The sequence below is a fragment of the Janthinobacterium sp. CG_23.4 genome (assembly GCF_029892305.1).
Taxonomy (GTDB): Bacteria; Pseudomonadota; Gammaproteobacteria; order Burkholderiales; family Burkholderiaceae_D; genus Janthinobacterium; species Janthinobacterium lividum_D.
In genome coordinates, this window is the sequence record NZ_JARXUX010000001.1 from 33897 (window position 1) to 52968 (window position 19072).

14 protein-coding genes are annotated in these 19072 nt (G+C 60.0%); 11 read left to right on the top strand and 3 right to left on the bottom strand.

All coding sequences use genetic code 11. The annotated features are described in order from the left end of the window. Positions 1-98 precede the first annotated feature (98 nt). On the top strand, positions 99-1088 hold the full coding sequence (locus H4V96_RS00165; protein ID WP_280720628.1) for an ABC transporter substrate-binding protein: 990 nt from the start codon (positions 99-101) through the stop codon (positions 1086-1088). Beyond that, a complete protein-coding gene (locus tag H4V96_RS00170) occupies positions 1085-3445 on the top strand; it encodes an ATP-binding protein (protein WP_196856934.1) in 2361 nt (786 codons plus the stop codon). Before H4V96_RS00165 ends, H4V96_RS00170 begins: the two co-directional genes overlap by 4 nt. On the opposite strand, the gene H4V96_RS00175 is transcribed toward H4V96_RS00170, so the two are convergent. Next, positions 3405-4064: a response regulator transcription factor gene (locus H4V96_RS00175; protein WP_029496103.1), complete on the bottom strand. Its 660-nt coding sequence runs from the start codon at positions 4062-4064 to the stop codon at positions 3405-3407. The two genes, H4V96_RS00170 and H4V96_RS00175, sit on opposite strands and share 41 nt — an antisense overlap. 241 nt (positions 4065-4305) lie before the next feature. Between H4V96_RS00175 and H4V96_RS00180 the strand changes: the two genes are divergently transcribed. The 6 genes from H4V96_RS00180 to lnt all read left to right on the top strand — a co-directional run bounded on the left by H4V96_RS00180 (position 4306) and on the right by lnt (position 12841). Then, complete coding sequence (locus H4V96_RS00180; RefSeq protein ID WP_010394105.1) at positions 4306-5760, top strand: hypothetical protein; 1455 nt, start codon at positions 4306-4308, stop codon at positions 5758-5760. A 34-nt stretch (positions 5761-5794) separates the two neighbouring features. Beyond that, positions 5795-7042 (top strand): hypothetical protein, encoded by a 1248-nt coding sequence (locus H4V96_RS00185; protein ID WP_196856935.1) that lies wholly within the window; start codon positions 5795-5797, stop codon positions 7040-7042. A 403-nt stretch (positions 7043-7445) separates the two neighbouring features. Beyond that, entirely contained in the window at positions 7446-7865 is a 420-nt protein-coding gene (locus tag H4V96_RS00190) for a hypothetical protein (protein ID WP_196856936.1), read from the top strand. Between the two features lie 718 nt (positions 7866-8583). Continuing rightward, a complete protein-coding gene (locus H4V96_RS00195) occupies positions 8584-9678 on the top strand; it encodes an SGNH/GDSL hydrolase family protein (protein WP_196856937.1) in 1095 nt (364 codons plus the stop codon). 20 nt (positions 9679-9698) lie between these two features. Then, the gene (locus H4V96_RS00200) at positions 9699-10370 is read left to right on the top strand and encodes a hypothetical protein (protein ID WP_196856938.1); all 672 of its coding nucleotides are present in this window, start codon (positions 9699-9701) and stop codon (positions 10368-10370) included. Positions 10371-10375: 5 nt separating this feature from the next. Then, positions 10376-12841: an apolipoprotein N-acyltransferase gene (lnt, locus tag H4V96_RS00205; protein ID WP_280720629.1), complete on the top strand. Its 2466-nt coding sequence runs from the start codon at positions 10376-10378 to the stop codon at positions 12839-12841. 276 nt (positions 12842-13117) lie between these two features. On the opposite strand, the gene H4V96_RS00210 is transcribed toward lnt, so the two are convergent. Further along, the gene (locus tag H4V96_RS00210) at positions 13118-14464 is read right to left on the bottom strand and encodes a type II toxin-antitoxin system HipA family toxin (RefSeq protein WP_196856939.1); all 1347 of its coding nucleotides are present in this window, start codon (positions 14462-14464) and stop codon (positions 13118-13120) included. Positions 14465-14466: 2 nt separating this feature from the next. Then, positions 14467-14730 (bottom strand): helix-turn-helix domain-containing protein, encoded by a 264-nt coding sequence (locus H4V96_RS00215; RefSeq protein ID WP_196856940.1) that lies wholly within the window; start codon positions 14728-14730, stop codon positions 14467-14469. A gap of 421 nt (positions 14731-15151) precedes the next feature. On the opposite strand from H4V96_RS00215, the gene H4V96_RS00220 reads away from it, so the two are divergent. The 3 genes from H4V96_RS00220 to H4V96_RS00230 all read left to right on the top strand — a co-directional run bounded on the left by H4V96_RS00220 (position 15152) and on the right by H4V96_RS00230 (position 18520). After that, entirely contained in the window at positions 15152-16156 is a 1005-nt protein-coding gene (locus H4V96_RS00220) for an IS481 family transposase (RefSeq protein WP_280720630.1), read from the top strand. Between the two features lie 976 nt (positions 16157-17132). Next, positions 17133-17318, top strand: a complete 186-nt coding sequence (locus H4V96_RS00225) for a hypothetical protein (RefSeq protein ID WP_196857166.1) — start codon at positions 17133-17135, stop codon at positions 17316-17318. Between the two features lie 17 nt (positions 17319-17335). Beyond that, the gene (locus H4V96_RS00230) at positions 17336-18520 is read left to right on the top strand and encodes a helix-turn-helix transcriptional regulator (protein WP_196857165.1); all 1185 of its coding nucleotides are present in this window, start codon (positions 17336-17338) and stop codon (positions 18518-18520) included. Positions 18521-19072: the final 552 nt, after the last annotated feature.

The following is a 19072-nucleotide window of genomic DNA, read 5'->3' on the forward strand; positions in this document are numbered from 1 at the left end:
AATAGGGAAACTTAATCATTGAAACATTTTCTATAAGGTAAGACAATGTAATTCTACTGTCGTCTTTTGATGTGCTGACACGGGAGTGCCTGCAAGAAATGTCGCCAGATAAAATGAAGCCTCCATGCAGGATGCGTCGGTTGTTAATTGCCGTTGCGGCTGTTCCCATCCTTGTGCACGGGCGGGCAAGCCCTCGTTTCCACATTGCTTGCCTGTCGTCATCCGGGCAAAGCACGACGGCGTTCGATGCCTTCCAGGCTGCGTTTGGCGCACACGATCCAGCCATGGCGGTCCAGGTGCGCTTTACCCACGCGTTCGCTGACTTTGATCCGCAACGCTTGCGCCATCTTGCGCTCAAGCTCGACGCTGCGGACCCAGATTTGATTCTCTGCTTCGACTTTGATGCGGCGCAGGCGGTCTTGAGCGCGCGCGGAAAAACCGAGATTCCAGTGGTATTTCGTGCTCACGATGATCCCGTCAAGCGTGGCCTCGTCGATAGTTACTCCCGTCCGGGGCGAGGTATGACCGGAATCACTACCTTTCGCTGCATCGACGACAAACTGGTGGAGATCATGCGCGACGCCTTGCCGGCAGCCCGGCGGATTGGTTTTATGCGCGACGCCAGCATCCCCGACGGTGGCTGTCATGCGAAAGCGCAGGAATATGCGCGCAAGCGTGGCGTCGAGTTGCTCGACTACAGTGTGTCGGCGCAGACGGACTTGCCGGCCCTGCTCGCGCGAATCGGATATGCCAAGCCGGACGCCGTGATTGTTTCTGCCACTGCAATAACGTGGAATGGACGCCGTGACGTGATTGCGAAGATGGATGCCCTCGCCTTGCCCGCTCTGTATGAGGCGCAGGTGTTTGTCGATGATGGGGGGCTGATGTACTTTGGTGCAGTGCAATCGGACGCTTACATGCGCCTGGCCCGTGCTGTCGCCCATGTCCTTCGAGGTGGCAAAGCCGGTGAATTCCCGGTCAGCCGGCCAGTCCAGTTCGAATTACTCATCAACTTCAAGGCCAAGCACGCGCATTCGTACGCCCTCAGCGCCGAGATTTTACGCCGTGCCGACCGGATACTCGAGTGAGCTTTCGGCAGCCACTGTTTCGCAAGTACTTGTTGGTATTGACGGGCATGATCGCTGCCACCTTGATTATTGCCAGCGTTGTGCAGACCGCATTGAGCGTACGTGCCCAGCGCGCGCGCGTCGACGAGTTACTCATGGCACAATCTCAGCTCGCGATCGTGCAGATTCAGTCTTTCCTCTCCAGTATTACGGATTCGATGTTGTGGGCGCTCGACTATGACCAACCTGGACGCCCCGTCGACCTCGCCGGCGTGCGAGATGTTATCCACCGCCTGCTGCGAAAAGTACCGTCGCTATTGCAGTTGCGCTACGTCAGCGCCGACGGTTGCGTGCGCATCGAGGTAGCGCGGGTGAGTGTGGATAGCAGTGATGGCTGCGCTAGCATCCCCCTGCTCGAACACGAACGTACTTTGCTGCGGGAAGCACGCCATAGGCCGGTGGCATATGGCCGCGTCTTGTTTCGCGATGGCTCAGAACCCTATGTCGATATCGCAATCGCATCGCGCAGCCGACTCGGTGGTGCGCTGCTGGCACAAGTGGACCTGCGGCAGATCCATTCGACGGTCACTGCGATTCGCGCCGGCGCCAGCGGATCTGCCTATATTGTCGATCAGGACTGGCAGCTGATCGCCCATCCAGACGCCAATCTGGTGCTCCGCCATCTGGACCTTCGTGCCTCCGATGCGGTGGCCGCCGTGCTCTCCGGTGGCTTGGCTACAAGCCCGACTATGACGTATGACTTCAACGGGAACACCGTGCTCTCGGTGGCTGCACCCGTGCGGGGACCGCGGTGGTGGCTGTTCGTCCAGCAGCCGGCGCGCGAAGCATTCCATCCCATTCTGGAATCGCTGGGCGCGACGCTATTTGTGGTTCTGGTCGCTTTGGTTGCTGCTGTGGCGGTGAGCTATCTGCTGGCACGGCGTATGTCCAGCCCCATCCTTGCTGTGCGTGTCGGGGCCGAACGCATCGGTGCCGGGGATCTGCAGACGCGCATCGTTATCGAGACCGGCGATGAGGTGGAGTTGTTGGCGCATGAGTTCAACCGGATGGCCATCGCCCTGGGCGAGAGCCACGAACACCTGGAGGCAAAGGTCAGTCAGCGAACAGCGGCGCTAGAACTTGTCGGGGCCAAGGTACGGCGCCAGGCCGCCGAGTTAGCCGCTGTGAATGCCGAGCTTTCCAGCCGGCTCGGTGAACTGGCGCTGCGCAAGGATGAGGCGGAGCGCGCCAGCGCGGCCAAGACCCGGTTTCTTGCCGCTGCCAGCCATGATCTGATGCAGCCGATGCATGCGGTAGGGCTGCTGCTCGGGGTATTGTACGAGCGTTTGCATAATCCGGATGAGAGTAACCTGGTTAGCAAGATCCAGGCCGCCGTGCACGGGATGGAGTCGCTGTTTTCCGGCCTGCTCGATATTTCGAAACTCGATTCACACACCGTGACTCTGGATATGCAGACTATCGAGCTTGAAGATCTGTTCGCTTTTGTCGAGCTCAATTACCAGCCGCTGGCGCAGGAGAAAAATCTGAGTTTGCGATTCGCACGCTGCCGCTACGGGGTCAGGAGCGATTCGGCTTTGCTGGAAAGAATTGTGGCTAATTTGGTGAGCAACGCGATCCGCTACACCGTTGCAGGCAAGGTCTTGATAGGTTGCCGCCGAGTGGGTAATACTGTGCGGTTACAAGTGCATGACACCGGGGTCGGTATCGCGGCGGCTTTGCAAGGCCATATTTTTGAAGAGTTTTATCAAATCGACACCCAGCGGTGCGAGCCCAGACAGGGCTTGGGGCTCGGGCTCTCCATTGTGCAGCGCTCCGCCGCCTTGCTCGGAGTGGCCATCCATTTAACGTCGACGCCCGGGCGCGGTTCAATGTTCGAGATTACCTTGCCATTAGCGCATCGACAGGCTGCGGCCGTATCCCCGGTTCCTGGCTTAAATACGCAGCGCTTACGCGGGGCCTTCATCGTCGTTGTTGATGACGACGTGAATGCCCTGTATGCCATGGAGCAGCTGTTCGGTCTGGTGGGCTGCCACGTCATCGCTGCGCGTTCTACGGCTGAGATTCACGACTTACTGAGCTGTCATATACGCATACCCGATCTCATCGTCACCGACTTGCGCCTCGGTGGTGCTGACAGTGGTCTGCATGCGATTGACTACATTCGTCGCGACAGCGAACAGAGTATCGCCGCTATCATCGTGACGGGTGAAAGTAATCCACCATCGCAGGCATCACTGCCTGATCACTGCATGCTGCTGCGCAAGCCAGTCCGGCCAGCGAGCCTGTTTAATGCGTGCATCGCCATGCTCGGCATATCTAACCCGGAAACGCCAGTCCCAGCTTATTTGCTGCAATAACGGCTTGCGTACGAGTGGTAACGTTTAAGGCCCGCAGCGCGGCCGAGGTATGTGCCTTGATTGTGCTGAGCGAAAGATCGAGCTCGCGACAGATGATTTTTGTCGATTTGCCCTGTAAGACCAAGTGCAGCACATCCGATTGGCGCTGGGTCATGCCAAGGTCGGCGCAGGTGCGTGCCCGAGGGGTGGCCGGCGCGCTTGGACCCGGGCTGGGAACGTTCCTGTCAGACAGGAATACCGTTGCTGGCAGATAGACCCCTTTCGCCAGAATCAGCCTTAATGCACCGGCCAGCACGCCCGAAGTGGAACTCTTCGGGATGAATCCCATTGCCCCACCATCGATGGCCTGCATCACGCTCGCCCGATCTTCATTTGAAGACAGCACGACCACGGGCACGTCCGGATGGTCGCGCCGCACAGCCGCTAAGCCTTCAAACCCACTCATGCCCGGCAAACCCAGGTCGAGCAGCACAAGGTCCACTCGGTGCGAATCGAGGTGCTCGAGAGCCTGCTCACAGCTGCCGGCTTCGCTGGTGCTGACATCGTCCATCAAAGAGTGCAACACCAGCGACAGGCCCTCGCGGAAGAGGGGGTGATCGTCAACGAGAAGGATGTTCATAAAGCTCCGAGGAGAGTTCATAGGCTGTTGTACCACAGCTGGAACTCGCTTGGGTATGGGCCAGATAGCCGATCCTTCTGGCCAGTAGCGCTGCGGTTTGGGAAAAATCAGAATGGACTCGTTACTTGTCCTCAAACAAGCAATGTCCTCATCGGATTCACCGTCCACGTTGTTGTGACGGGTGGCTGTGTGATCCGCCTTCATCTCTGCCTTCGGGCTTTCAGTTATTGGGAAAACTAATATGAACTTTTTTGACGATGCCGTCGGAGCCCTCGGTAAAAGCCTTGCCAAATCTGCCACCAGTTATCTGGACGATACCACTGGCATGGATGTGGGCGGTACCTTGGCATTTTTGTTCGGTAATGATCAAGCTGCAGCCGGCCAGGACCTGGGCGACCTGGTCAATAGCATCAGTGGTGATTTCAAGCCGGGTCCAGGAGCTGAACTGACACTGTTGCAAGATAGCTTGAACGCGCAAACGGAGCAGATCGGCCAGATCGCCAGCCAGCTCACGGCAATGGGAGCGGCGATCGCTGATATCTATGGCGAGATCAAGGGTATCGAAGCCATGCTCAAGGCAATCGGACAGGACGTGCTCTACGGCAACTGGTTACAGCAAGATAACAGCATCAAAGCCTATTTGGTGCAGATCAGGACTGCATATAGCCAGTACACCCTTTACATCGACCCTGCCAATAGCGTCAAGCCGAGGGACATTGCCGACCTCGTCGCGTCCATTCTTGATCCGAATAATGGCGAAGTGACGGCGGCCAATGGCATCAACTCTTTCATGATGTCCGATGGGTCCAATAAAGGCGCGCTCGCGGACTGGGCAAACATGGTCTGCCCGCTGATCGAGGATGGTGCACTCGATTACCGACAAGCGGTCGACCAGTTTCAGGCTTACTATGTCAAGCTGACCTGGGCGCAGCTGCGCGCCACTAACCTGGTCATCGAGGCACACAACTTCAACGGCGATAACATATTAGCCAAGGATGCCTGGTATGCTTATCAGGCGCTGATCCTCGAACAGGAATCGGCGTACATCCAGAATCTGGTTCAGATTGTGCGTTCCGGCCTGGTGGGTTCAACCAAGAGCGGCTATGGTTTCCTGGCGTACCACGCTGCTTGGCAATTCCACCCTGACATGAGTCCGCTGTATAGCGGCAATGTGCGCATTGCGCATTCTTACTATGCGATTTCGCCCATTTTTAACACTGCAGAAGCGCTCTTGGCGCGCTTGGCATTGACCGATCCGGCCGACCGCCGCTTGGTCGTTCACATGACCTATTTCGGTGATGCGTTCAAAACGGCGATCGATGGCGCCACGATGACTCTTACGCCGCAAAGTGCCGAAGCAAATACTGCAGTGGCTCCGGATGACGCGTCACTGGTTGTCGGCCCGATGGGTTCGCCCGAGCAGCATTCCGGCAGCTTCGTGGTAGATCCAATTTGGGTGACGGATTCGACCTTCTATGTAAAGCGGCTGGTCTACAGTGGTTCGGATGACTCGGCGCTGGCTGATTGTAAGTATCGCCTGACGAATCAGAACGGACAAGGTCCGCTGCAAGCAATGCAAACCTACAACGGGGTAGCGACCTCGTTTCAGTCCGACGCCGTTCTCAACTATGAGATGCAAATCAATGCGGCCCAGCCGTTTGATTTCATGAATTTTGGCGCATACTTTGGCGGCTAGTCCAGCCGCCTCTGGTCAGGGACGGAAGTCCCTCATGCGCTTGCTTCTGATCGGCCTGCACACCGCAGGCAGCGGGCTGACTGGCGTCGGGATGAGCTTGGCCAGAGCGCTGTCTGACGGTTGCGAGGTCGGTTATGCCGGCATCGACCCTACGGATGCAAGACAACGCTATGGACAACTACCGCTGCTTGCGTTTGCAGTCACGTTGCGCGGATGTGGTCCGCGTTTTCAGGTTCATCCCGATGATCTGAAGGCAGCTGTGGCGTCATTCCGGCCCACCTTGATCTTGGTCATCGGGCCGCCCTACTTGGCGCGCCCCTTGTTGGCGCAACTGCAAGCGTTTCGTCCCGCTGTGAAGGTCGCGCTGTACGCGGCCATGGAGGCCGAGCTCACCGACCCCATTGCGCTGCATATTTTTCATGCCTGTGATCTTGTGCTCACTTATAGCGATTTCGCACGCGTATCGGTGGCGCGCCTGGCGGCGCAAAGCGAGAGCGGCCTGTATCTACCGCCGGTTGTGGCGGTGGGGCATGGCATAGGGTCTTGTACTGAGTTTTACTCTTTGCCGGACCAGGCGGGCAGCCAGGGCAACAATGGCGCTTTGCGCCAAAAAATTTTTGACTCGTCGCTTGGCATCAGGCCTTCTTCATTTGTGGTGCTCAATGCCAATCGCGCCTACTTTCGCAAGCGTCTGGATCTGTCTGTTGCCGGCTTCGCGCATTTCGTTTCGTGCACCGATGCGGACGCCCATTTGTACCTTCACGCGCTCTTTATACCGGATCGCGAACGTGCTTCGATCAACTCCCTGGCCGCCGCCGCAGGGCTGGCTGACCGGATTCATCTGATACCCAAGGATGAAGCCGACAATCCGAAGTGCTTGGCCGATCTGAACTTGCTGTACAACGCGGCGGACGTCGGTTTGAACACAGCCATGGGGGAAGGTTTCGGGCTGGTGAGCTTCGAGCATGCGCTGACGGGAAAAGCCCAAGTTGTCCCCGCGCACACGGGATTGCTTGAGGTTTGGCAGGGTGTGGCGGAACTCGTACCCGCAGTGGAACGTCAAGCCATATTTTATGAATACGGCGATATGTTCGCGGTGTCGGCGAGCGCAGTGGCTGATGCTTTGTCTAGGCTCTACGCCGATGCGTCGTATCGCCACAGCCGCGGTGCGGCTGCTCGGGCACTAGCACAGTCAGAGCGGTTTTCATGGGATACGGTGGCGCAGCGTATCCAAGGTGCTGTGAACGGTACGGTGAACAACTGCGGTCTGCATTGCGCCTGAAACGTTCGCCGAAAGGGTGTCGTGAAGGTGAAAAAAGAACGCAGTAAAAATGTCCACGGATTGACACGATGTCGAATCTCATGAACTGACTGGTTTAAAAACAATTGCTTAGGTCAACTTGCGTAGTGATGTGCAAAAAGATCGACGCCGCGCATCTTCTTGCCTGCTTAATGTGATGCACAGGTGGCTGGCGTAGCACGAAGGCAGCAAGGATGCCGACCCTTGAGGCCGATACATGAACGAAACTATTCGTTGCCATTTGTCGCATCGGAAAACCACGTCATCTATTTGAAGAAAGGAGTGCCCGAAAATACGACAAAAAATTTGTCCTGCATTTGCGCTGCTAGAAATAACCGTTGCCCAAGGGCGCTGACTCTTGCCGTTATATCACTTTGGAGAATGTATGTTGAAACTTAAATTGGTCGTAGCTACCTTGCTCGTCGCCAGCACCACTGTTGCGCTCGCGGCTGTGCCAACCCCGAAAGTTTGTCACGATGGATTCAAGTTGAAAGGGAAAACGGATACTGCCTGGAAGGACGTGACGCTCAATGCATGGAATGGAAAAATGCTGCCGGTACTCTGGACCGACAAGGGCGGGCATTTTCTGTCGCAGGTCAAGAAGCGCGGCAACGATGTTGCCATTCAAACCCCGGGTGACCTGGAATCGTTTTTGCGTGGCACCACTGCAGTGCTGGACCCCCAAGACGGACGCTATCACATGGGTAAGAACGAAGGTGGAAAATCAGTACAAGTCATTTTCGATATTAATGCCGCGAGCAAAAAATGTGAGCTAGTGACATTTTTGATCAAGTCAGCAAGCTGAGCCGTCAGCGTCTTGCCGGAGCCTTCTTGAGTTGAGCGGGGTGTTGCGCGATGATGGCATCACGCCGCTGGTAATCTGCGCTGCGAAGTGCTGGGGCAGGAATTCGTCGACCCGGTTGAGCGGGAGGCAGCGATGTGTGTGAGCACATGGCTTAGCCCGGCCTCAAAATCGACGCCATTGAGCTTGGCCGTTCCGATCAACGAGTCGATCGCGGTGCCGCGTTTGATCGGCCGGCTCGGTGCTGGCGCCTGCCCGATCGCGTCGCAGCAGGAACCAGCCAGTTTGAGACGCAGGTGGCGGATCTCATGGCAGCTGGCCCGAGCATGTGCCACGCTTACGCGAGGCTTGTGACGTTTATAGGGCCGATGTCGTTTTCCACGTCGGTTCCGCCTGCAGCCAGTCTATGCCCCCAAGCAGTACCGATCCAACATTTGCGCCAGCGTGGCCGCGTCTCGCGCACGGCGGCTGTGAACGCGGCGCCACACACGACCGGTCCTGTCGGGGCATTCGCATTTTTTTCGCGATAGCGGCTGCGCAGTTGAGTCGCCTCTCTGTCCGTGAGGTAATATGAGTTGTTTGCTAACACGTAATTGATCTGGACGATGGCAGCCTGACCTCCGCGCTATGATGGCTCGCGCGGCCGAGGTTGTCGTACGTCGTAGCGCGAGAAAAATCACATAATGAGCCATCTTGCACAGACACTGACCGGAGACGCCCCATGTCGTACACCCGCTTTCACAAGAAATCGTTGCCTACGCTGTTGTCCACCCTTGTCTTGTTCGCCGTCGCGGGCCACGCGGCAGCGAGCACCCTGAACCAAAACGTTTCCTGGACCATCGACCGTCCCGGCTCCTCCACCGTCTACCGCGTGGTGGCCTATGGCGATTCGATCTTTGCCGGTTACAACGGCTCCGTCTCCAGCGCCGCCAAGTACTCGGCGCCGACGGTGGACGCGGAATACCTGTCCGCGCTGTGGAACGCCGACATCGAAAGCGTCCGCCGCACCAAGTCCGGCGCGATCGCCTCGGATGTCTACAACAACAAGATCGTGGCCGAACGCTCGTATATGCAGTCGAGTAACACGCGCGTGGTGGCCTTCGAGATGTGCGGCAACGATGGCTTGCAGGCCCGCACCGCCTTCAAAAGCCAATCTGGCACCTGCGACGACAGTGTGCTGACGGCGGCGGAAAACAGCTGCAGGACCTATGTCGAGGCGGCGATGAATTACATCAACGCCAATGCCTATTCCGGCGTCAAGCTCAAGCTGGTGTCGAACTTGCATTACCCCGGCTATGCCGCCGACAATGTCCAAAGCGCGTGCAAGGACCCATCCACCGGCAAGACGGTGAACATGCAGGACAAGTTCCTGCCTTCCCTGGTCAGGATCAACTTCGCGATGTGCGACCTGGCGCGCCAAAAGGGCTTTGCCTGCGCCGACAACTTCGCCCAGTACATGGGGGCCGACTACGACAGCAACGGCGACGGCAAGATCGATTCCGAAGCGCTGCGCTACGTCGCCGGCGAGAGCCAGGCCAGCTATCTGACTCGGATCAGCACCACCTTGCGCTCGACGCTGCGCGACGCCCACACGCACTTTGTGTCGTCCGGCAGCAGCTACGACTACATCCAGTCGGACGACACCCATCCGACCTACAGCGGCAGCACGGTAACGTCCGGCCTGTTTGGCAGCACCACCGGCAGCGGTGCGCCGCGCTACAACACTTTCTCGGGCGGTAAGAATCCGATCTGGAACCAATATGGTCATGAGCGGATGGGTTGGGCGGTCTCGACCTACAACGTCGCGACGCCTTGATGCCCGGCTGAGCGGATCCCATGGACAAGCCTCCCAAGCGGCCGTCGGATGACACCCCGGGCGCACACCGCGCCTGGCGTCCGCGCGCCGTCTATCTTGCGGTCGCGCTGGTGCTTGCCGTGATCGGCTGTGGCGTATTGGTCTACCTGGTGACGACGCCCGATATCGGCTTGGTCACCGCAGCGTCGTCGCCAGCGTCCGCCGGCGCGGCGCAGCCGGCCTGGCCGCAGCCCGCGCCTGCTGCATCAGCCATGCCGCAAGCCGCGGCGCACATTCCATCGCGCGCGCCCGAGGGCGACGCCGATCCCACGCGCGACCTGAAAAGCTACGTCGCCCGAGGCGAAAATCCGACCATGCCCGAAGTGATAGAACGTCTGCATGAGCGTGGCATATACAGCGGCCTGGGCGCGTTTTCGCCGCCGGGCACGCGTCCCCCCATGATCGGCCTGGCGGTGCCCGAGGACTTCGAGCTGCCGCCCGGCTACGTGCGCCACCACCAGGCTACCGATGATGGCCAGCGCATCGAGGCCATCCTGATGTTCGCGCCGGATTTCCAGCTGTATGACGCCGCCCATAATCCGATCGACATGCCCAAGGACCGCATCGTGCCGCCGGAGCTGGCGCTGCCCGGTCTGCCGATCCGGCGCATCGTCATTCCCAAGCCGGTGGACCCGGTCGGTCCCGGCCGCTGACCTGCATGCGACAACACCTGAACTCTGCCACCGCGCGCATGGCCGCCGGCATCCTGGCCAGCGCCGTGCTGTCGGCCCTGTATGCGCGCGGCGGCGCCGGCTGGTTGCTGGGCTTCGTGATGCTGGTGCCGTGGCTGCTCACGCTGAACGCCAGCCGCTCGCTGGCGGCCACGCTGGGCTGGGCCTATTTGATGTCGCTGGCCTTCACGGCGGCCGTCTTCCCCTGGTTCGGCACCGCGCTCGGACGCTATACGCAGGTCGGCGCGACCACTGGCCTGGCCGTGCTGCTGCTGGCCGCGCCCTTGTTCCAGCCGCAGTTCCTCGTGTTCGCGCTGGTGCGCCATGCGAGTGGACGCGGGTACGGTCCGCTGTGGCGCGCGCTGGCGGCGGCGGCGGCCTGGGTGGCGGCGGAATGGTTGCTGCCCAAGCTGCTCGGCGACACGCTCGGTCACGGCCTGTATCCATCGCCATTGATGCGCCAGGGCGCCGCCGTGGGGGGCGCTGCAGGTTTGACCGTACTGCTGTTGCTGGCCAATGAAGGCGTGGTGGTGGCGCTGACGCGGCGGCGCGATGGCTGGCGCGCGATCGCCCACCCGCTCGCCTTGTCCGCACTGGGACCGCTGCTGCTGGCTGGCTACGGGCTGGCGGTGCTCGCGGACAGCGGCGGCAACAGCGCCGCCGTCGTCGCCAAGCCGCTGCGCGTGGGCCTGGTCCAGGCGAACATGGTGGACTATGAAGGCATGCGCCGGCAAATGGGCACCCGTGCCGTGGTGCAGGAAGTGCTCGCGACGCACTTCGCCATGAGCTATGACGCGGTGGTGCGGCGCCATGCGCAGGTGGTGCTGTGGTCGGAGACCGCCTATCCCACCACCTTCGGCCACCCCAAAAGCGCAGCCGGTGCGGATTTCGACCGCGAGATCCTCGCCAACGTCCGCGCCTCAGGAGTGCCCTTCGTGTTCGGCACCTACGACAGCGACAGCGACGGTGAATACAACGCGGCCGCCTTCGTGCAGCCCGACGCCGGCCTGACGGGCTTGTATCGCAAGACGCGCCTGTTCCCCTTCACCGAATACGTGCCGGCCTGGCTCGACGGGCCGCGCTTGCGCAATCTGCTGCAGTGGACCGGCAACTGGCGCGCGGGCAATGGCGCGCGCGTGTTCCCGCTGCGTTTGGCCGACGGCCGCGAGATCCCGGTGCTGCCGCTGATCTGCCTCGACGACGTCGATGCCGACCTGGCGCTCACCGGCGCCCGGCTGGGAGCGCAGGCCATCGTCACCATGTCGAACGATTCCTGGTTCAGCTCCGATCCCGAGGGCGCGCGCCTGCACCAGACGGTGGCGGCGTTTCGCAGCATCGAAACACGGCTGGCGCAGGTGCGCGTCACCACCAACGGCTACAGCGCGGTGTTCGACGCCACCGGCGCCGTGCTGGCCGGCACCAGCATGGGCGTGCCCGCGCTGGTGATCGCCGACCTTGTGCCGAGCCGGCCGGCGCCGACCTTGATGGTCCGGTGGGGCGACTGGGTGGGACGAGCCGCCAGCGTGTTGCTGCTGTTGCTGGCGGCCAGGGCGGCCATTCCCTCGTGGCGTGCACCAGCAGCGCACGCGCAGTCGCCTGCCATGCGTTTCCCGGTCAGGGTAGCGGTGTTGCCGCCGGCGGCGCGGCTGGCCGCAGCGCTGCTGCGCACCTTGGCGCGCGCAGGCTTGCTCGGCATCTGTGTGGCGCTGCTGCTCAACGAACCGTTGCGGACCAACACGCTGGCACAGATCCGCCTGTTCTCGGGCCTGTTCCTCGCGCCGGAAATTGCCTCGTGGTGCGTGCTGCTGGCGTTTGCCGCGCAGGCCTCGATCAGCGATACGGCCTTGGTGCTGAGCCGCGGCGCGCAGCGCATCGAACTTGCGCTGAGCGAGATTGCCTCGGTCGAGTTGTGGCGCTTGCAGACTCCTGCCGCCGGCGTCGCGTTGCGCTTGGTCTCGGGGCAGCGCTGGCACTACGGGCTGGCGCTGGCCAACCCGCTCGCTTTTTCCGCAGCGCTGGCCGGCGCTGGCGGTGCGCGGGAACCCGAGTACTCCGGCGCGGTGATGTGCGTGTATGCGCGCGCCCGCCTGGCGCTGCGTCAACGCAAGCTCGACCTGCCGCTGGCCAAGTTCGTCCTGCTGCCGCTGGCGCTGGCGATACCCGCCTTCCATTTGCATCAGCATATCGCCTACGGCAGCGCCTTCGGCGAGTACTACAGCTACGGCCTGAAGGCTTACCTGCTGGCTTTCTCGCTGTGGTGGGCGGCCTGGTCGATCGGCGTCTCCCTGAGCGCGGCCTTGCTGCGCCTGGCGATTGAAATTGGCACGCTGTTAGCGGCGCTGCTGCGTCCGGGACTAGCCATTGAAGTGCGCGGCTGGCTGGAGCGCGCCAGCCGCCTGGTGCTGTATCTCGGCCTGCCCGGCTGGCTGCTGGCGAACCTGTATGGCGCATGAGGGGCGATGCTCGCTGTTTTCATAGCGATTTTTTCGCCACCATTGGCCTGCCCTGCTTGTGCGACGTCGGCTTCGGTAGCTGCCTGCTGACGGCGCCGGTTCGCTTCGACCAGCCCACGCCTCAGCTCAGGGGTTTGAGGTGCAGTTCGAGGCGTGTGCGCTTTTAGAGGAGGGATAAGGGAATAGCCGACCAGAAGATGCTGCTGATTTTCCGCACGTTTTACCGAGGTTAAGATGCTGGCCATTTTCGCGTTAGTGTCCGCTGCGCGGCACTGGTCAGGCTGGCGGCATCCGTTGAAGGGCAGCTGCGGCATCAAGCAGGCCGTCCAGAATTCTGTCGGCTACCTTTTCCGAAAACCCCACAGGCAGTTCGCTGCGGACCTTTTCTACGATGGTGGGTGTGCGGGCAATGAAGTCGAGCAGGAGCGGTTCGGCGTGCGCGCCATAGCCGACCGCTTTTGCAGTGCTGTTGAAGTGTCGCCGCTGTATCCCATGCGCGAGGTAGTGCCGGTTTCTTTCGAGTAGTGCCATCGCCATCTTGAGCTTGCGTTCGGACCACTGGTTGGGGCCAGGGCCGATCACAGGGTAGCCGGACATCACATCATAGATGGGCGTCAGCTTGAACCGGCCGGCACCAGCCAGGAGCTGGATACTGAAGTTCTTGGCGTGGCCATCGGGTGCGCGCAGCATCCAGAACAGAAGTTGGGAGGCCATCAGCGTGTGCATGTCGGCAGCGCTTTGCTGCGATTGCTGCAGCAGGGTAAACATCTGTTTTAACCCCGGTCCACCGTCATTTTCGTATTTCAGCAGCGGTGATGTTCCCGTCGCCTGGCAAAAATCCTCCTGAACCAGCCGGAACAGCTGTTTGCCATCGCTTGATCGCACGCGGTCAAAACGCTCGACGACGAGCACCCGTTGCGCGCCGAACGTCGCAATTTCGGCGTTTGCCGTGGGCAGCCCGTACTCCTTGAACAGCCGCAGGCATAGCCATTCGTTATCGACCGACGTGGTGAAGTCGGCTTTTTTTCCGCCCACCATCCCGATCGGAAGCTTGAAGATGTGCGTTGTGGGCGTCGCGCCACGCGGCTTCATCCATTTCCCATCCCACCACAAGAAGGCGTCTTTTTCTTGCGCGCCAGCCAGCGAAATACGGAAATCATCGTCCGCGTCATCTGCGGCGCCGTGCCGCTCCGAGCTGACCACTTCGAGCAAGTGCCGCTCGATGTCTTCCTCGTCAAGGGCGATGCCATCGACCTGGGCCAGCCCTTCCGGTTTGCCGCCTTCGGGCAGCAGCTGCAAGGCGCCGACGCAGTCCCGGCCGATAGCCGCGAGCAAGTCGAACGGTTCGAGAGAGCCTGTCTTGAAGCGGGTCGCAACGCGTTTGCGAATGATGTCACTGTCCGGCAGCAAGCCCTCGAAGTAGTTGGCAACACGGGCACCCTTGAGTGGTTCATTGCGTAGATTGAACGGCAGCGACAGCGAGATCGGGCGCCCGAGCCTTGAGCTTTGCCAGGACGCATCGTACTGGAGTTCGGAGTCGCCGTTGGCCTTGACCGTCCAGCGGCCGACGTAATCGCCATTTGCCCCAAGATGGAGCGTCTGGCTGTGTGAGCGGCGCCCCATGACTACCACTCGGCCGTATTGCTTGTGGCGGACGTATCGCGCTCGCCCAACTGCAGCTCCAGCTCGAGCGCGGAGCACCAGCTGAGTAACTGCTTGACGCTGATTTCGTCAGGATGACTCTCCAGGTAGGAGATGCGATTCTGGCTCAAGCCGACACGCGTGCCTACAGTCGCCTGGGTGATCTTGTGCCGTTTGCGGGTCGATGCGAGCAACTGACCGAGCTGCGACGCCGTGAGGAGACGGTGGGTGGTAGGCGAGAAGGACATGTGTAGTATCCGTTATTCAGATATATCAATATTATCTGAAATACAGATAAAGTCAAGATATCTGAATAACGGATGTGTCAGAAATAGCTGAGGGACAGATAAAGCGGGGAAGAGATAAGAAACAGTTGGCCGGAAGATGCTGCAGATTTCCTCGCGCTTCACCGGGGTATGCGAGGCACCAAGGCCGACTGTCACGCGACGGTCGGCCTTGGCTGTTCAATCAGTCGTAGAAAGTGTATTCAGTCTCGTCCGGTTGGAGTTTCAGCAGAAGTCCGGTGTACTTTGCCTGAAGCATCGCCGCGCTGATCGACACTACATGTTTAGATATGGGTGATCATATTCCAACTCGCAGCCTGCCATTTTTCAGGGCCAGGTTGCTTTTGAGTACACTGTTGAATCCTGTCACCTAACTACCAGCGCCATGAGCCAAGCCCTTCACAGCCAAGCCCGCACTACTCATCTGATCCGTGACGAAATCCGCAAATCGACGCTCTCTCAACGGGAACTGGCTGAGCGCTACAACGTTAGTCGTCTGACGATCCGCAAATGGCAGAACCGCGACAGCGCCGAGGATCTTTCGCACCGGCCACGTATCATGCACACCACGCTCACGCCTGCGCAGGAATTGATCGTCGTGGAGCTGCGCACCACGCTGCTGCTGCCCACCGACGACCTGCTGGCGGTGGCCCGCGAGTTCGTCAATCCAGCGCTTTCGCGCGCCGCCCTGGGGCGCTGCCTGCGTCGCCATGGTGTCTCCAGCCTGCTTGAACTGGCCGCCCGGGAAACCGATAAGCCCGTCACCAAAAAGTCGTTCAAGGACTACGAGCCCGGCTTTTTACATATGGATATCAAGTACTTGCCGCAGATGCCTGACGAAACCGAACGCCGTTACCTGTTCGTCGCCATCGACCGCGCCACGCGTTGGGTCTTCATGGAGATCTATGCCGACCAGTCCGACAGTAGTAGCACCGACTTCCTGATCAAGCTCAACAAAGCCTGTCCGATCGCCATCGTCAAGCTGCTCACCGACAATGGCAGCCAGTTCACCGACCGCTTTAGCAGCAAGAAAAAAGACCCGGAAACGGGCGACCGGATTCCCAGCGGCAAGCACGCGTTTGACGTGCTATGCAGACAACTGGCGATCGAACATCGCCTGATCCCGCCACGTCATCCGCAGACCAACGGCATGGTGGAACGCTTCAACGGCCGCATCAGCGAGGTCGTCAATCAGACCCGTTTCGCATCCAGGGCCGAGCTCGAATCAACACTACGCAATTACCTGAAAATCTATAACCACAACATCCCACAGCGTGCTCTCAACAACGAAACGCCGATTCAGGCAATGAAGAAATGGCAGGCAAAAAAGCCACAATTATTCGTTAAACGTGTTTATAACCAGGCGGGTCTTGACAACTACAAAGAATAGTGCAGTAATCGCGAGAATGTCCGCCCATTCGCCCAAAAGAAAAGGGCTTACATCTCTGTAAGCCCTTGATATTCTTGGTGCGACTGCCGGTATCATATTCTTCTATGAAAAATAGGAAAAAATCAGATGGATACCAACAAAAATACCAACAAAAATAAGGTGTCTCAGGCTGTAATCGAAAAACAACGGCCGCACTTAGTTCGCGCCGAGTTTCGCGCCGGGACGTCCACAGGTCGGGTGGTGCGGCTGGCCAACTGGGAGGCGGCATCAGAAATTGGAAGCTCCTTGTCGGAGCTGGTGCCGGCGCTGCACTTGGTGAGAGTGGCCGTTCCTGGTGGTCGCGTGTGTCGTCGTTGCTCCGTGCCGTCGTGTTAGCTGTATGCTCATGAAGCTATATGTAACGGCTCGCGTTTGAAACTGGTCGTGCTCGCATTCGACGCTGATTTCGGCTCACGATAACCGAAAATGAAACGGTGCCCGTGCTCACGCTATCTGTAAATGAGCTTGCAATCGACCGCGCCGGCTCGCACTCCATGTTGGCATGCTCGCGCTAGCTGCAAGCATCGGAAGAGCATGGGTATCGTTTCGTTGGGGTCTAGACAATCGGGCGACGATGTCTCGAAGGTGCCATATCAAACCATGTGAGACACGAAAAGCATCTCGATGGCAGCGCCTCGCTTGGGTGTACCTGTACGGTACAATCGCCCGAAGGCAACTTATGCTTTCGGCCAGAAGTGGACGCTCCCAAAACCATTCAAGTAACAAATCATTGTTCTTAAGCGATGACCGTAAAAAATAATGGCGACTGCTCGTAATACCGCAGCGGTTTCATGTTGGCCTCACCCACGTGGCCTCGGTCGCTGCTTCGCCTACCTGGCGCCAGGGGCATGTCCGAATATGTCCCAATCGAGGACGTGACTGGACAGCGGTGCTGCCTTATCGTTCCTCCGGTAATAATCAATTTATGGAGGAAACCATGACGAAGCAGACGAAGGCAGTCCAGGGTAAAGCCACGGCCGACAAGATCCCGATGACGCAGGACCGCGCCTCGGCTATCCAGAGCCGCACGATGAAGGACAAGGGTACGGTCTCAAAGGACGATTTCGCCGCCCGCGCAACGCGCGCGGCGGCCCGCAACGGCAAGGCCGGCGGCGTACGATGAGGGCCAGGAACGAGACGATGCCGAAAGACACTATCCAACTGGATCCCGACAAGGTCTGCCTGCGCATCGCTGTGGCCGGCGGGCCAATCAAGGCTCTCGCGGTGGGCATGAGCGAAAAGACCATCCACCGCATCAAGAAGGGGGCACCTACGAGCCTGGGCACGGCGCACCGGCTGGCGGCGATCTTGGGCACGACCGTCGAGGACCTGCTGCTTCCGCCTGGACGCGACGAGGTGGAACGGCAGTTGCCGCGTAACTGGCTGTACGAGAGCGTTGCGCCGTCCGGCGAGCTGCGCCGGCATTTCCCGGCGCAGCTCGCCATTGGTGGCGGCCACGAGGGCTACGTCGTCGACGGGCCGCCGTCGGGATGGCAAGGCCCGCTCGACGCACTGCTGAAGTGGCACACGCAAGGCGGCAGGAAGATCGTCCTGCGCCGTGCGGCACATGCTTACCTGGTGGAGCTGCACTATTTTGAATACACGCCGGATCATACGCAGGAACTCGATTACCACGGGGCGAGCGCCTGCCGGTTCTTCGCGCTAGCGCGCACCGGCGACGATTTCAGGAAAGCGGCGTTGAACGAGTTCAATGCCGACTGGGTCTGGAGCGATCTGCGGCGCCTAGCGATGGAGAGAGCTGATATCGTCGATGTGGAGGGGGGTGTCGCCCCCGCGCACCCGCGCGACTACGTGCCGGTCGCACGGTTCTACCGTGGCCTGATCGTTCGGCGCAGAATGGAAGGCATGCGCGTGTTCGACCAGTTGCATCGTGACTTCCGGCGGGCGCTGATCGAGTATCTGGACGGACTGGATCCGCGCCGGGTACACGTGTCGACGTACGGATTGGGCATCCAGATCCGGATCGCCGCCGTTCGGCCTGCTGTGTACGACCCGTATTGGCAGGAAGACGAACTGTGCATCGAGGTCGACCTGGCGTGGTGGACGCCGGACGGACGCCTGGCATACGCGCCGTGGCGTCTGGAGCACCGCGAACGCATCGCCGCCGCGCTCGGCGAGCGCAACTGGGCGGCCGTCTATTCACCTGGCCTGCCGCGAGCCTACCTGACTGACAGCCCGGACGACGAGGAGGAACCGCCGCTGGCGCCCGACCTGCACGTCCCGGCACGCGTGGCAGAGGCCGTGATGGCCCTGTACTGCCTGGAGCCCGAACAGTGGGAGGTATCGGTCGGTACCGCCGCCTAATTCATTCCTACCGCGCTAGCGCCGCCACGGTCCGGTCCGCGACAATGCGCAATTGTGCGATGTCGGCTGACTGCGCGGCGTGCGACTTGAGCGACTCGACTGCACGCCGCGACACGACGCGGAAGCGCACGTGCGGTACTGTCTGGCGAGGATCTTGGTCAATGACCGCTTCGGGGTGGAAGTTGCCTGCCGACGTAGGCATCATTTCATTTGCAGTTAGCGCGAGTCCGCTGTGGTCGAATGCAAGCCGGCGCCATAGATTGCGAGCATATCTGCCGATAGCGTGAGCACGAGCCGTCCGTCATTTGCACCTAATCTGAGCCGGGAAACGAGTCGAATGCGAGCAGGGCCCGTTTCAAACGCGAGCCGCTACAGCTATAGGTCATCCAGTGCCTTGGAAATCCGGGTTACGGCATCCTTTAATGACTTGTCGCTCATAGTCTGTGTAAAAAGGACCGCTAGCTATCAACGTCGAAGTTCCCAAATATTTTCCATGTTGTCGCCGTATGATCCTCAAAAGTACCACCGAGATCTAGGCCGGCTTTCGGTAGT

Bases quoted from the DNA above. Each gene is read 5' to 3' on its own strand.
- H4V96_RS00165 (WP_280720628.1), top strand. From the start codon at position 99: ATGTCGCCAGATAAAATGAAGCCTCCATGCAGGATGCGTCGGTTGTTA.
- H4V96_RS00175 (WP_029496103.1), bottom strand. From the start codon at position 4,064: ATGAACATCCTTCTCGTTGACGATCACCCCCTCTTCCGCGAGGGCCTG.
- H4V96_RS00180 (WP_010394105.1), top strand. From the start codon at position 4,306: ATGAACTTTTTTGACGATGCCGTCGGAGCCCTCGGTAAAAGCCTTGCC.
- H4V96_RS00185 (WP_196856935.1), top strand. From the start codon at position 5,795: ATGCGCTTGCTTCTGATCGGCCTGCACACCGCAGGCAGCGGGCTGACT.
- H4V96_RS00190 (WP_196856936.1), top strand. From the start codon at position 7,446: ATGTTGAAACTTAAATTGGTCGTAGCTACCTTGCTCGTCGCCAGCACC.
- H4V96_RS00195 (WP_196856937.1), top strand. From the start codon at position 8,584: ATGTCGTACACCCGCTTTCACAAGAAATCGTTGCCTACGCTGTTGTCC.
- H4V96_RS00200 (WP_196856938.1), top strand. From the start codon at position 9,699: ATGGACAAGCCTCCCAAGCGGCCGTCGGATGACACCCCGGGCGCACAC.
- lnt (WP_280720629.1), top strand. From the start codon at position 10,376: ATGCGACAACACCTGAACTCTGCCACCGCGCGCATGGCCGCCGGCATC.
- H4V96_RS00210 (WP_196856939.1), bottom strand. From the start codon at position 14,464: ATGGGGCGCCGCTCACACAGCCAGACGCTCCATCTTGGGGCAAATGGC.
- H4V96_RS00215 (WP_196856940.1), bottom strand. From the start codon at position 14,730: ATGTCCTTCTCGCCTACCACCCACCGTCTCCTCACGGCGTCGCAGCTC.
- H4V96_RS00220 (WP_280720630.1), top strand. From the start codon at position 15,152: ATGAGCCAAGCCCTTCACAGCCAAGCCCGCACTACTCATCTGATCCGT.
- H4V96_RS00225 (WP_196857166.1), top strand. From the start codon at position 17,133: ATGACGAAGCAGACGAAGGCAGTCCAGGGTAAAGCCACGGCCGACAAG.
- H4V96_RS00230 (WP_196857165.1), top strand. From the start codon at position 17,336: ATGCCGAAAGACACTATCCAACTGGATCCCGACAAGGTCTGCCTGCGC.